This is a genomic window from Dactylosporangium sp. NPDC049742, assembly GCF_040674675.1.
GTDB classification, from domain to species: Bacteria; Actinomycetota; Actinomycetes; order Mycobacteriales; family Micromonosporaceae; genus Dactylosporangium; species Dactylosporangium maewongense.
Map to the genome: position 1 here is coordinate 52,878 of NZ_JBFANF010000039.1, position 12,709 is coordinate 65,586.

The window sequence follows — 12,709 nt, forward strand, 5'->3', positions numbered from 1 at the left end:
ACTTCACCGGCATGTCCGGACATAACGGGCATACTCGTCGCTGTGCAGAGACGCTGGAGCCTGCTCGCCTGCGCGCTGGTGCTGCTGTCCGCGGCGGGGTGCGGCGGGGCGGGCGACACGGACACCACGGGCGGCCTGCCGGCGAGCGCCGGCGGGTCGCAGGTGTGCGTCCCGTCGGCGGTCACGCCGTCGGCGGCCCCGTCAGGCGCGCCGGCCACCCCGGCCACTCCGGACGTGGCCGAGGTGCAGACGTTCCTGGGGACGCTCACCGAGTCGCAGCGGACCCAGGCCCTGCGCGACGACGTCCTGGACGCGAAGCGGTGCAGCTGGTCCAGCCGCCCCGACGGCGAGTTCACCGGGCGCACCGGCCTGCGGCTCGGCGACCTCGGCGACGCGCAGCAGGCGGCCGCGCTCGCCGTGCTGCGCGGCGTCCTGTCCGCCGGCGGCTACGCCAAGGTGCTGCGGCAGATGGACGCCGAGGACGGAGGGCGCGACGGCTTCCACATCGCGCTGTTCGGCCAGCCGTCCGGGGCGCAGCGGTGGACGCTGCAGTTCGGCGGCCCGCACCTCGCGGTGCACGTGACGACGGGCGGCGGCACGGTCAGCGTCTCGCCGTACTTCAGCAGCGCGCAGCCGGCGGCCACCACCGCCAGCGGCAGGGCGGACAGGCCGTCGGCGCGCCGATCGCCGTCGCGGGAGCCGAGCCCGGACGTGTTCGCGCTGTTCAAGTCGCTCACGACCGAGCAGCAGGCCGGCGCCAGGCTGCCCGGCACCTACGACGACGTCGTCATGGGACCCGGCGCCGACACCGGCTATCCGGTGCGGGCGGGCCTGCCGTTCCCGAGACTCGACGCCGGACAGCAGGCCATGGTGCGGGCCGTCATCAAGGGCCTGGTCGGGGACGCCGCCGCCGAGCTGGCACAGCCGCTGCTCGACCTGTACGCGACGCAGCTGGACCAGACCACGATCGGCTACGCCGGCACGGCCGACCCGAGGAGCGAGAACGCGTACTTCCGCATCGACGGCCCGCGGCTGTGGCTGGAGTGGGCCAGCACGCCCGCGGGCGGGCTGCATCAGCACGCCCTGTACCGCGACAAGCAGCTCGACTACGGCACGGGTGCCGGATGATCCGCCGCCTCCTGCAGGCCGCCGCGCTCGCGGCCGTCATCCTCGTCCTCCAGGCGTTCCTGCCGGCGTCCGCGCACGCGCACGACCCCGGCACGACCCTGGTCTCCGTCGGGTCCTCCGGCGACGCCGACCTGGAGATCACGGCGCAGATCCCGCTGTCGCGGATCGACCTGGCCTACCACACCCGGCTCGACTCCGACCCGGCCCCCGCCGTGCGGGCATCCGCGAACTGGCTGGCCACCGTGGTCCGCGACCGGGTCCGGCTCACCGCCGCGGACGGCGCCACCTGGCCGGTCACCGTCGACGACGTCTCCGCGGACCGGCAGCGCGGCCTCAACACCGCCCGGGTCCGGCTCACCGCCGCGCTGCCCACCGCCGCCACCCGGGCCCGCTCCGCCGAGCTGCGGTGGGACGTGGTGACGGACGTCGTCTACTCGCACAAGGTCCTCGTCACCGCCGACGGGCGGACCTCGCTGCTCACCCACCAGACCCCGGTCGTGCGGCTCGCCGTGCCCACCCCGCCACCGGCGTCCGTGCCGGCGGCGTCGATGCTGCACGCCGGCTTCGAGCACTTCCGGCAGGGCGCCGACCATCTGCTGTTCCTGTGCGTGATCGCCCTCGCCGCCGCCCGCCGCTCGCTGCGCCGCGCCCGGCTGCGGGCCAGGGTCACGCTCATGGCCGGGATCACCGCCATGTTCACCGCCGGGCACTCCGTGAGCCTCGCGCTCGCCTCGCTCGACTGGGTGTCGCTGCCCACCCGGGTGGTGGACGCGGGCATCGCGCTCACCATCGTCGTGGCCGCCGCCCACGCGGTGCGCCCGGCCCTGTCGGCACGCACCGAGCTGGCCCTGACCGCCGTCTTCGGGCTCGTCCATGGTCTGGGGTTCGCCGGTACGTTGCAGCGCCTCGCCCTGACCGGCACCGACCTCATCCTGCCGCTGCTCGGCTTCAACCTCGGCCTGGAGGCCGCACAGCTGCTCGCGCTGGCGCTCATCGCCGTGCCGATCGCCGTCCTGGCCCGCTCCCCGGCGGTGTCGGTGACCCTGGCCGCCTCGGCCGCGGCGGTGGCCACCGGCTGGGTCGTCGAGCGGGCGTTCGACCTGACGAACCCGGTCCAGCCGCTCACCGGCATGCTGCTCGGCACCCCGGAGCGCCTCGCCGGCGCCCTCTTCGCCGCCACCGCGGTCCTGCTGATCGCCAGGGCGACCCGCCCCGAGGACGGCCCCGCCGCCGCTCAGCCGGCCCGCCGGGACGGCTGAGCGGCGGGCGGCGTCAGGCGTCGAGGCGGTGCAGCAGGAGCGCCGTCATCGCCCGGACGCCGACGCCGATGGCGCGCTCGTCGGCGACGAAGCCGGGCGAGTGGGGCAGACCCTGCTCGCCGACGCCGAGGTAGAACATCGTGCCGGGGACCCGGTGCAGGAACAGCGAGAAGTCCTCCCCGCTGAACGGCCACGCCGCGGGCATCGTCATCACCGTGTCGACGCCCGGGTGCTCGCGCAGGTGCGCGGCCGCCGCCTCGGTCAGCTCCGGTGAGCACACCATCGCCGGGAACGGCGGCGCCGGGAACGTGATCCGCGCACCCGCCTCCGCGGCCAGCCGCCGCAGGTCGTCGCGCAGCTCGGGGTGGCGCTCCTCGGGCCAGGCCCGCACCCACACGTCGGCGGTGACCGGGTCCGCGTCCGCGTCCAGCTGCGCCCCGGTCAGGACGAACCGGGCGAGCGGCCCGTCCGGGGTCTGCAGCGCGGCCAACAGGTCGGCGAACTCTGCGTCCGACTCGGGGCGCCGTACCGTCGACATCGCGGCGATCCGGTCCAGCAGCGCGCGTCCGGCGTCGGCGCCGGGCAGCTCCAGGTGGGCGGCGTCGAGCCCGGGAAGGCCGGCGCCGGGCATCGCGGCGAACACGCCGACCGGCAGGGGCCCGCAGTGCAGCGCGTACGCCTCCTCCGGCAGGTGCGGCTCGAGGACCCCGTCGTCGAGCATCGCTTTGGCGCCCTCAAGGGTCTCCTCCGCAGGCTGGAACACCACCACGACCCGCCCCGCGAACCGGTCCCGCAGGCCCGCGAGAACCTCGGCCACGCCGACCCCGACCACGGTGTGCACGTCGTGCCCGCAGAGGTGCGCGGCCCCGGCAGTGCCCTGCTCGACCACCAAGGCGTCCATGTCCGCCCGGTACAGCAGCGTCCGCCCCTCCCGGGCGCCTTCGACGACGGCGACGACGCCGTGCCCGCCGACCCCCGTCCGCACGTCCAGGCCGGCGGCGCGCAGCCGCTCGGCCACCAGCCCGGCCGTCCGCCGCTCCTCACCCGCCAGCTCCGGCCACCGGTGGATGTCCCGCCGCAGCCCGATCAGCGCCTCGTCCAGCGGTGCGGCCGTCGCATCGATACATGCATGATCCCAGATCCCCGTCATGCGGAGCAGTGTAGATCCGCTCAGCGCTGCGCCTGGGCGATCACGCCGCGGACGTACTCGGGCTGGGCGACGTGCCACAGGACGATCGGGCGCGGTGCGCGGCGACGGCGGTTGACGTTGAAGCCGGCCTCGTTGAGCGCGTCCACGAGGCCCGGGAACTCGCCGAACGCGATGCTGCCCGTGCCGCCGCGGGGGCGGTCCCGCACGACCGGCGGGGCGAGGGTGCTCAGGTACGCCTCCGTGCGGCGCGTGAACGGCCGCCGCGACACCTCGACGACGCGGCGGTCCGTCACCGTGTACGTGGTGGAGCGCAGCCGCAGCGCCCGCACCACCAGGCGACCGGCGACGAGGTACAGCCCGAACAGGATGAACGGGATGCCCCAGAGCACGAAGAACCCCGGCGCCCCGTTTCGCATCGCGGTCCGCTCCCAGAACACGGCGAAGCCCAGGAAGAACAGTGACATCGGCACGAGGAGCAGGTCGGACCGGTCGAACAGCGGGTGGTGCTGCGGTTCGCCGGTCCACAGGATCCGCTCGCCGGTGTTGAGCGTGATGTCAGCGTTCACGCGGGCATTGTCCGCCAATTCCGGCCGGCGCGATGTCCCCCGGTTACAGGCCGGTGGCCACCGGACGGTCGGGGTCGGCGATCCATTCGCTCCACGATCCGGCGTACAGGCGCGGCGTGAACCCGGCCAGTTCGAGGGCGAGGACCTCGTGGGCGGCGGTCACCCCGGAGCCGCAGTAGGCCGCGACCGGCCGTTCGCCGGTGACGCCCAGCGCCACGAACCGCTCCCGCAGTCGCGCCGGCGGCAGGAACAGCCCGTCGGGGTCGCTGTTGTCGAACGTCGGCGCCGAGATCGCGCCCGGGATGTGGCCGGCGACCCGGTCGAGCGGCTCGACCTCGCCGCGGAACCGCGGCCCGAGCCGCGCGTCGAGCAGCACGCCGTCCTTGAGGAAGTCCGGCACCTCGCCGACGGTCAGCAGGTCGTCGCGGGCGTCGCCGGCGGTGAAGTCGCCGGGCGGGACCGGCACCGGGTCGCCGGACTCGGTCGGCCGGCCGGCCCGGATCCACGCGGCGATGCCGCCGTCGAGGACCCGGACGTCGTCGTGGCCCCAGTGCCGCAGCATCCACCACAGCCGGGCCGCCACCGACGCGTCCCGGTCGTCGTAGACGACCACGGAGGAGCCGGAGTCCACGCCGAGCCGGCGCATCGCCGCCTGGAACGCCGCGGCGGTCGGCAGCGGGTGCCGGCCGCCGGTGCCGGGCGGCGCGGCGAGGTCGGTGTCGAGGTCGACGAACCGGGCGCCGGGCAGGTGCGCGGCCCGGTAGCGCTCCAGCGCCGGAGGCGGCTGCGGGGTCCACCGCGCGTCGAGCAGCAGGACGCCGTCCCCGACATCCTCAACCTGAACGAGTGGACCCATCAGACCGACCTCCGACGTGTAGCGACCAGAAGGTGATCCTATGCGCAGGCGGCGTCCGTGCCGGCCACGTTGACCGCCGTCCACGCCAGCTGCACCGCCTTGTACTCCGCGCCGCAGCTGCCGTACAGGTCGGCGGCGGCCTGGAGGGTGTAGGCGCGGGCGGTGTTGCCCGGGTTCTCGGCGCTGACGTAGCTGGTGTTGGAGACGAAGTACACGTCCAGCGCCCGGTACCAGATCTTCTCCGCCTTCGCCCGGCCGATGCCGGTGACGGCGCCCGCCTTGCCGCAGATCGGCGACGTGCCGAACGCGGTCTTGCCGGTGCCCTCGGCGAGGTTGAAGAAGAAGTGGTTGCCCACGCCCGAGGAGAGGTGCACGTCGACGGTCGCGGTCGCGGCCGACCAGCAGCTGTGCGAGCTGCCGTCCAGCGCCGGGTCGAACATGTACCGCAGCGGCGTGCCGTCGCCGTTGATGTCGATCTTCTCACCGATCAGGTAGTCGCCGGGGTCGGCGGGGTTGGCGGCGTAGAACTCGACCATCGTGCCGAAGATGTCGCTGGTCGCCTCGTTGAGACCGCCGGACTCACCCTCGTAGGTGAGGCTGCCGGAGACGCTCTTGTCGGTGATGCCGTGGCTCATCTCGTGCCCGGCGATGTCCAGTTGGACCAGCGGGCGGGCGTTGCCGGCGCCGTCGCCGTAGGTCATCCGGCCCCGGTCCCAGAACGCGTTGACGTACCCGTCGCCGAAGTGCACCCGCGACGGCACCCCGCGGCCGTTGTCGTTGATCCCGCGGCGGCCGTGCACGGTCTTGAAGTAGTCGAACGTGGTCGCGGCGCCGTATGCGGCGTCGACGGCGGTCGAGGCCGGGTCGTCGTTCTTGCCGCTGCCCCAGGTGTTGTCGGCGTCGGTGAAGAGCTTGCAGCTGCCGTTCTCGTCCTCCTGGTGCGCCATGTCGCAGACGGTGCCGCGGCCGTGCGTGGTGTCGGTGAGCCGGAACGTGGTGCCGAACCGCTGGGCGTCGATGCCGACCTTGCCGCTGTACAGGCTGTTGCCGGTGCCGGCGATCGTCTCGACCTCGTCCCAGGAGCGGACGACCCCGCCGGTGTGGGCGTCGGTGAGCACGTGCAGCCGCGACGGGGTCTGCCCGTCCTTGGCGACGCCCTCGACGAGGCTCTCCCAGGCGAGCCGGCCGGTGCCGGTGGACGCGTCGACCAGCAGCCGGGGCGCGCCGGCGCCGGCGACCTTGCCGGTGAAGTGTGCCTTCGCCGCGACCAGGGCGTCGGCGGCGGAGATCTTCGGCGTGACGTCGACCTGCAGCGGCTTGGCGAGGCTGTTGGAGGCGCCCTTGTACGTGCCGCCGGGGCCGGTGTGCACGACGATGTCGCCGCCGTAGACGCGCAGCCCGCGGTAGGTGCGGGTGAACCGGACGTGGGAGCCGCCGCCGGCGCCGTCGACGCGGCTGCCGTAGAACGCGAACCGGTCCTCCGGCGTGGCCCGGACGTCGCCGCCGTGCGTGTCGAGGGCCTTGCGGGCCGGTGCGGCGGCGGGGTCGGCGGCCTCGGCCTGGGACGGGTCGACCGACGGCTCCGGGGAGGCCTCCTGCGACTCGTCGGAGGAGGCAGTGGCGCCGGTCGCGCCGGAGGCGCCGGCGGACGGGGTGGACTGCGATGTAGGTGTGCATCCGGCCACCGCGACGGCGGAGACCGCCGCGACGACCGTGAGGAAAAGGCGAGCAGACATGGGATACAGAACGCAGGTTCCACCCTGCCGGTTCGGCCGGGCGCAGGTCTTTGGCACGAAGCCGGGAGTTGCGTCGGGCACCTGTCGGATGGTTGACGCCGCCCGATATGTTCGTGGGCATCATCGAGACGGGGAGATGTGTCTTGGCAACCGCGTGGCGTCGACTCATCCGCCGGGCCGCCACCAGCCCGGGCCGGCTCACCACGCTGACCGCGGCCGTGGTCGTGCTCGCCGTCGCGTTCGGGCTGGCCGGGGTGCTCACCATGCGGGCCGGGGTGGGCCTGGTCGGCGACGTGACCGACCGCAGCGGGCCGCTCAGCCTCCAGGCGCAGGACATCTACCGGTCGCTGTCCGACGCCGACGCGACCGCCGCCAGCGCGTTCCTCGCCAACGGCGTCGAGCCGGCCGAGCTGCGCAAGCGGTACCTCGACGACATCGCCAGGGCGTCGTCGGCGCTGACGGCCGCGCTGCACAACGCCGAGGGGCGCAGCGCGGCGGCGCTCGGTGTCCTGGTCCGGCAGATCCCCGTCTACACCGGCCTGGTCGAGTCGGCCCGCACGTACAACCGGCAGGGCGTCCCGCTCGGCGGCGCCTACCTGCGGGAGGCGTCGGCGCTGATGCGGCAGACGATCCTGCCGGCCGCCCAGGACCTGTTCCGGGCCGAGGCCGCGCGCCTCGCCGACGCGCAGCGGGCCGTCGCCCGGTGGCCGTGGACGGTGACCCTGCTCGGGCTGGCGCTGCTGGGCGTGCTGCTGCTGACCCAGCGGTACCTGACGCGCCTGACCAACCGGCGGCTCAACCGCGGCATGGTCCTCGCCACGGTCGCCGCGCTCGTCGCGTGCGGCTGGCTCGCGGTCGCCTCCGCGGGCGCGGCCGGCCACATCAGCGAGGGCCGCGACGCCGGGTCCGAGCAGGTCGGGTTGCTCGCCGAGGCGAGGATCACGGCGCTGCAGGCGCGCGCCGACGAGGGGCTGACGCTGATCGCCCGCGGCGACGGCAAGGCGTTCGAGCAGGACTTCACCGCGATGATGGAGCGGCTCGCCGGGCCGGACGGCCTCCTGCAGCGGGCGCGTGAGCAGGCGCCCGACGCGGCGGCCCGGTCCGCGGTGGAGGCCGCGCAGCGGCACGCCGCCGACTGGCTGACCATCCACCGGCAGGTCCGCTCCCTCGACGACGGCAGCCAGCGGGCCGAGGCGGTCACCCTGGCCACCACCGGCGACGCCAGCGCGGCCGCCGCGGCCGGCCGGCTCGACGCGGCCCTCGCCGAGGGGATCGCCGGCAGCGGGCGGCACTTCGACCGGGAGGCGGCCGGCGCCGGCGACGCGCTCGGCGGCGCCGACGTGGCCGTCGCGCTGCTCGCCCTCGCCGTCGCGGCGGCCGCCGCGTTCGGCCTGAACCAGCGGATCGCGGAGTACCGATGAAGAAGCTCGTCGTGGCGGCCGCCGTCGTGCTCATCCTGGCCGGCTGCGGGCAGACCCCGGCGGCGCCGCAGGCCGACAGCTCGGCCGCCGCGGCGGTGCCCCGGCCGCTGAACGTGCAGGACCCGGCCGTGCCGCCGTCGCCGCCGGCCACGCCGCCGCCGGCGTGCGACCCGCGGGCCAGCCTCCGGCCGCCGGCGACGCTGCCCGCGCCCGGGAAGATGCCGGCCGGCTCGGCCATGGCGACGATCGCCGCGCGGGGACGGCTCATCGTCGGCATCGACCAGAACGCGTACCTCACCAGCTACCGCGATCCGGTCACCGGCCAGGTCGTCGGCTTCGAGATCGACATCGCCCGGGAGATCGCCCGCGCGCTGCTCGGCAACCCCGACGCGATCCAGTGGCGGGCGATCACCACCGCCGACCGGATCCCTGTCCTGCAGCGGCGCGAGGTCGACATGGTCATCCGTACGATGACCGCCACCTGCGAGCGGATGCAGCAGGTCGCGTTCTCCACCGAGTACCTGACGTCCGGGCAGCGGCTGCTGGTCAACCGCGGCTCCGGCATCAAGGACTTCGCCGACCTCGGCGGCCGCAAGGTGTGCGCGACGCGGGGCAGCACCAGCATCGTCACGATCATGAAGCAGCCGTCGAAGCCGGTCGCGGTCGCCACCGACAGCACCCTCGACTGCCTGGTCATGCTCCAGCAGGGGCAGGTCGACGCGGTGTCCACCGTGGACGTGCTGCTGCTCGGCCTCGCCGCGCAGGACCCCGGCACCGAGGTCGTCGGCGCCCGGATCAGCGACGAGCCGTCCGGCGTCGCGATGCCCCTCGAGACGCCCGACCTGGTCCGCTTCGTCAACGGCGTCCTGGACCGTATCCGGGCCAACGGCACCTGGACCACCATCTACAGCACCTGGTTCGCCAAGTACGGCCCGGTGCCGTCGCCGCCGCCCGCGAAGTACGTGGACTGACATGGGCTCTGGCACCGACCGCGCCGTCGCCGACCTGGCGGCCGCGCACGACCGGCTCGCGGCCGCGCTGTACACCGTGGACACCCACCCGGCGCAGGTGCTGCGCGACGTGCCGCTGCACGGCGCCACCGCCGCCGCGTGGCCCGGCGCGGACGTCGCCCGCCTGTGGTCCGGGTTCGTCGCCGTCCGCGACGTCCTGGAGCAGCTGCGCGCGCTCAAAGGCCGCTCCCGCGACGTCGCCACCGCCCGCATCCTCACCACACCCGTCGCCACCGACCCGCTCGACGGCCTGCCCGCACTGCCGCCGGCCGCACTCCTCGCCGACCTCGAACAGCGGTGTGCCGGGACGGTCGCGGTCCTCGACCGCATCGAGGCGGCCCGCACTGCGCTCACCGACCGGATCATCGAGCTCGACACCGCTCTCGAGGCGGCCGTCGCCGCGCACCACCGGGTCGGCGCCGACCACACCCCGACCACCGGACCGCTCCAGCATCGGCTGCGGCAGGTGTACGGCGCGGCGCTCGGCGACCCGCTCACCATCGACGAGCCGGCCTGGACGGCGCTGCGCGCCGACCTCACCGCCGTGGTCCGGCGGCTCGCCGACCTCGCCGCGCTGCGCACCGCGCTGCCGGCCCGGCTGACCCGCCTCGACACGCTCCTGGACGCGCTCGCCGCCGCCGAGCAGCGGGCGCGCCAGGCGTACGTGGCCGCGGCCGAGAAGATAGCCGACCCCGGCCTGCCGGACCCGCCGGACGTCCACGACCGGTTCGCCGGCGAGGTCGCCGCCGCCGTCCGCGCCACCGACGCGCTCGACCTCGACGGCTGGCCGGCCCTCGACCGGCGGCTCACCGCCCTCGACCGCGACCTGACCGCCGCCGTCACCGCCGCCGAGGACCGGGCCACCGCGGCGACCGGCCTGCTCGACCGGCGGCTCGAGCTCCGCGGCCGGCTCGAGGCGTACCGGGCGAAGGCCGTCCGCCTCGACCGTGTCGAGGACCCGGCGCTGATGTCGCGGTACCAGGCCGCCCGCGACCTGCTGTGGACCGCGCCGTGCGACCTGCGGGCGGCGACCAGGGCCGTGTTCGCCTACCAGCAAGCGCTGTCCACCGAAGGGAAACTGACATGAGGTGTACGCGTGCCGGCTGCTCGGGCTCGTACGACGAGGACGGCTACTGCGACGAGTGCGGCCACAAGCAGGCCGGTGTCTCGGCTCCCGTCACAGCTCCCGTCACTGAGGCCTCGACGCCTTCCGCGCCGAGTTCGTCGGGCCGCACGACCGGCCGGGGGCGGGGCGCGCCGGTCCTGGCCGCGCTGCCCGTCGTGCCGCGCCGCGACCCCGCCGCCGCGGTGCTGCCCGACCCGCAGGTGCCGGAGCACCGCCGGTTCTGCGGCAACTGCGAGCAGCCCGTCGGCCGCGCCCGCGGCGACCGGCCCGGCCTCGTCGAAGGCTTCTGCACGAACTGCCGCACCCAGTACAGCTTCCGGCCGTCGCTCCCGTCCGGCGCGGTCGTCGCGGGCCGGTACGAGGTGCTCGGCGCCATCGCGTACGGCGGCCTCGGCTGGATCTACCTCGCCCGCGACCGCAACGTCGGCGACGAGGTCAGCGACCGCTGGGTGGTGCTGAAGGGCCTCATCGACTCCGGCGACCCCGACGCCACCGCGGCCGCGATCACCGAACGCCGCTTCCTGGTCGAGGTCGACCACCCGGCGATCGTGAAGATCTACGACTTCGTGTCGCACCCCGACCCGCGCAGCGGCGACCGCGTCGGCTACATCGTCATGGAGTACGTCGGCGGCCTCTCGCTGCGCGACATCTTCCTCGCCCGTCCGGTGACCGGCGGGGTCCGCCAGCCGCTGCCGCTGCCGCAGGTCATCGCCTACGCGTGCGAGATCCTGCCGGCGCTGGGCTACCTGCACGAGCGGGAGCTGCTGTACTGCGACTTCAAGCCCGACAACGCGCTGCACACCGACCAGCGGGTCAAGCTCGTCGACCTCGGCGCCGTGCGACGCGCCGACGACGACGTCAGCGCCGTGTGGGGCACGGTCGGCTACCAGGCGCCGGAGGTCGCCATCGCGGGCCCGTCCGTCGCCTCCGACCTCTACACCGTGGCCCGGGCGATGGCGGTGCTCAGCTTCGACTTCCGCGGCTTCACCACCACGTTCGTCGACCGCCTGCCCGACCCGGCGACGGTGCCGCTGCTGTCGCAGCAGGAGTCGTACCACCGGCTGCTGCTGCGCGCCACGGACCCCGTGCCGGGCCGCCGGTTCGGCTCCGCCGCGGAGATGGCCGAGCAGCTCACCGGCGTCCTGCGCCAGGTCCTCAGCGCCGCCGACGGCCAGCCCCGCCCGGCGGTGTCGAGCCAGTTCACCGGCGAGCGCAAGGCCTTCGGCACCGCGGCGGGCGTCGTCACGGCGGTTGCGGCGTCCGGCGCCGGGCTCGACGGCGCCGAGGTCGTCGCGGCGCTGCCCGTGCCGACCGTCGACCCCGCCGACCCGGGGGCGGCGCTGCTGGCCACGATGCAGACCGCCGATCCCGCGATGCTGCAGGCGGCCCTGGCCTCCGCCGGCGCCGACGGGGTCGAGGTCGCCCTCGCCGTGGTTCGCGCCCGCATCGCCGCCGGCGACCTGGCCGGGGCCGCCACCGACCTCGACGCGATCACCGACGCCGACTGGCGGGTCGACTGGTACCGCGGCATGGCCGCCCTCGCCGGCGGCCGTCCCGCGGAAGCCAGGGCCGCGTTCGACGCCGTCTACGCCGCGCTGCCCGGCGAGCTCGCCCCGCAGCTGGCGCTCGCCGCCGCCGCGGAGGCCGGCGGCGACACCGACACCGCCCTGCGGCTGTACGCGGCGGTCTGGCGCACCGACCACGCCTTCGTCAGCGCCGCCTTCGGGGTCGCCCGGATCCTCGCCGACCGCGACGACCTGGCGGGCGCGGTCGCGATCCTCGACGCGGTCCCCGACAGCTCCAGCCACAGCGTGCCGGCGCAGGTCGCCGCGGTCAGGGCGCGCCTCGCCGTCCCGGCCGACCGGCTCGCGGAGGCCGACCTGCTCGACGTCTCGGGCCGGGTCGAACGCCTCGGCCTCGACGTCGAGCGCCGCGCCCGCCTCACCGTCGAGGCGCTGCGCGCCGCGCTCACCTGGGTCCAGGCCGGCAACGCGGGCACCGCCGCCGTGCTGACCCACCGGCTGTCGGAGCGGGACCTGCGCCTGGGCTTGGAGCGCGCCTTCCGCGTCCTGGCGAAGGTCGCCCCCGACCGGGACACCCGCATCGACCTCGTCGACCAGGCCAACCGCGTCCGCCCCCGGACGTGGCTGTGACCGCCCCCTGCCCGTCGTGCGCCGCCCCCACCGCCGCCGGCGACCGCTTCTGCGAATCCTGCGGCACTCCGCTGACCGCCGCCGCGGACGCCGCCCAACCGGATGCGTCGGCTGCTCCTGCCGCCATTCCCGCGGACGCTGGCCGATCGGATGCGTCGGCTGCTCCTGCCGCCATTCCCGCGGACGCTGGCCGATCGGATGCGTCGGTTGCTCCTGCCGCCATTCCCGCGGACGCTGGCCGATCGGATGCGTCGGTTGCTCCTGCCGCCATTCCCGCGGACGCTGGCCGATCGGATGCGTCGGG

At 75.1% G+C, this 12,709-nt stretch carries 10 protein-coding genes; 6 read left to right on the forward strand and 4 right to left on the reverse strand.

Annotation, left to right across the window (positions count from 1 at the left end; all coding sequences use genetic code 11):
• Window positions 1–42: 42 nt before the first annotated feature.
• Both AB0J72_RS37005 and AB0J72_RS37010 read left to right on the forward strand, forming a co-directional pair.
• Window positions 43–1,128, forward strand: a complete 1,086-nt coding sequence (locus tag AB0J72_RS37005) for a DUF3500 domain-containing protein (RefSeq protein WP_363407349.1) — start codon at window positions 43–45, stop codon at window positions 1,126–1,128.
• Window positions 1,125–2,387 carry a HupE/UreJ family protein gene (locus AB0J72_RS37010; RefSeq protein WP_363407352.1) on the forward strand — a complete coding sequence of 421 codons (1,263 nt, stop codon included), beginning with the start codon at window positions 1,125–1,127 and terminating at the stop codon, window positions 2,385–2,387. The genes AB0J72_RS37005 and AB0J72_RS37010 overlap by 4 nt, the downstream gene beginning before the upstream one ends.
• A gap of 13 nt (window positions 2,388–2,400) precedes the next feature.
• On the opposite strand, the gene AB0J72_RS37015 is transcribed toward AB0J72_RS37010, so the two are convergent.
• Genes AB0J72_RS37015 through AB0J72_RS37030 form a run of 4 tightly spaced genes read right to left on the reverse strand, consistent with a single transcriptional unit; the run spans window position 2,401 to window position 6,695 of the window.
• Window positions 2,401–3,537, reverse strand: coding sequence for a M20/M25/M40 family metallo-hydrolase (locus tag AB0J72_RS37015; protein ID WP_363407355.1), 1,137 nt, complete (start codon window positions 3,535–3,537; stop codon window positions 2,401–2,403).
• Window positions 3,538–3,557: 20 nt separating this feature from the next.
• Window positions 3,558–4,103, reverse strand: a complete 546-nt coding sequence (locus tag AB0J72_RS37020) for a hypothetical protein (protein WP_363407358.1) — start codon at window positions 4,101–4,103, stop codon at window positions 3,558–3,560.
• Window positions 4,104–4,146: 43 nt separating this feature from the next.
• Window positions 4,147–4,959, reverse strand: a complete 813-nt coding sequence (locus AB0J72_RS37025; RefSeq protein WP_363407361.1) for a sulfurtransferase — start codon at window positions 4,957–4,959, stop codon at window positions 4,147–4,149.
• Window positions 4,960–4,997: 38 nt separating this feature from the next.
• Window positions 4,998–6,695 (reverse strand): M4 family metallopeptidase, encoded by a 1,698-nt coding sequence (locus AB0J72_RS37030; protein WP_363407364.1) that lies wholly within the window; start codon window positions 6,693–6,695, stop codon window positions 4,998–5,000.
• A 143-nt stretch (window positions 6,696–6,838) separates the two neighbouring features.
• On the opposite strand from AB0J72_RS37030, the gene AB0J72_RS37035 reads away from it, so the two are divergent.
• The 4 genes from AB0J72_RS37035 to AB0J72_RS37050 are packed head-to-tail and all read left to right on the forward strand — an operon-like array spanning window position 6,839 to window position 12,405.
• Complete coding sequence (locus tag AB0J72_RS37035; RefSeq protein WP_363407366.1) at window positions 6,839–8,116, forward strand: hypothetical protein; 1,278 nt, start codon at window positions 6,839–6,841, stop codon at window positions 8,114–8,116.
• Window positions 8,113–9,087, forward strand: a complete 975-nt coding sequence (locus tag AB0J72_RS37040; RefSeq protein WP_363407369.1) for a glutamate ABC transporter substrate-binding protein — start codon at window positions 8,113–8,115, stop codon at window positions 9,085–9,087. The genes AB0J72_RS37035 and AB0J72_RS37040 overlap by 4 nt, the downstream gene beginning before the upstream one ends.
• Before the next feature lies 1 nt (window position 9,088).
• Window positions 9,089–10,213, forward strand: a complete 1,125-nt coding sequence (locus AB0J72_RS37045) for a hypothetical protein (RefSeq protein WP_363407372.1) — start codon at window positions 9,089–9,091, stop codon at window positions 10,211–10,213.
• The gene (locus AB0J72_RS37050) at window positions 10,210–12,405 is read left to right on the forward strand and encodes a tetratricopeptide repeat protein (RefSeq protein ID WP_363407375.1); all 2,196 of its coding nucleotides are present in this window, start codon (window positions 10,210–10,212) and stop codon (window positions 12,403–12,405) included. Before AB0J72_RS37045 ends, AB0J72_RS37050 begins: the two co-directional genes overlap by 4 nt.
• The last annotated feature ends 304 nt before the right edge of the window (window positions 12,406–12,709 follow it).

What these genes read in the sequence shown, in the direction of transcription:
- AB0J72_RS37010 (WP_363407352.1), top strand. Translation starts at nt 1,125, where the DNA reads ATGATCCGCCGCCTCCTGCAGGCCGCCGCGCTCGCGGCCGTCATCCTC.
- AB0J72_RS37015 (WP_363407355.1), bottom strand. Translation starts at nt 3,537, where the DNA reads ATGACGGGGATCTGGGATCATGCATGTATCGATGCGACGGCCGCACCG.
- AB0J72_RS37025 (WP_363407361.1), bottom strand. Translation starts at nt 4,959, where the DNA reads ATGGGTCCACTCGTTCAGGTTGAGGATGTCGGGGACGGCGTCCTGCTG.
- AB0J72_RS37030 (WP_363407364.1), bottom strand. Translation starts at nt 6,695, where the DNA reads ATGTCTGCTCGCCTTTTCCTCACGGTCGTCGCGGCGGTCTCCGCCGTC.
- AB0J72_RS37040 (WP_363407369.1), top strand. Translation starts at nt 8,113, where the DNA reads ATGAAGAAGCTCGTCGTGGCGGCCGCCGTCGTGCTCATCCTGGCCGGC.
- AB0J72_RS37045 (WP_363407372.1), top strand. Translation starts at nt 9,089, where the DNA reads ATGGGCTCTGGCACCGACCGCGCCGTCGCCGACCTGGCGGCCGCGCAC.
- AB0J72_RS37050 (WP_363407375.1), top strand. Translation starts at nt 10,210, where the DNA reads ATGAGGTGTACGCGTGCCGGCTGCTCGGGCTCGTACGACGAGGACGGC.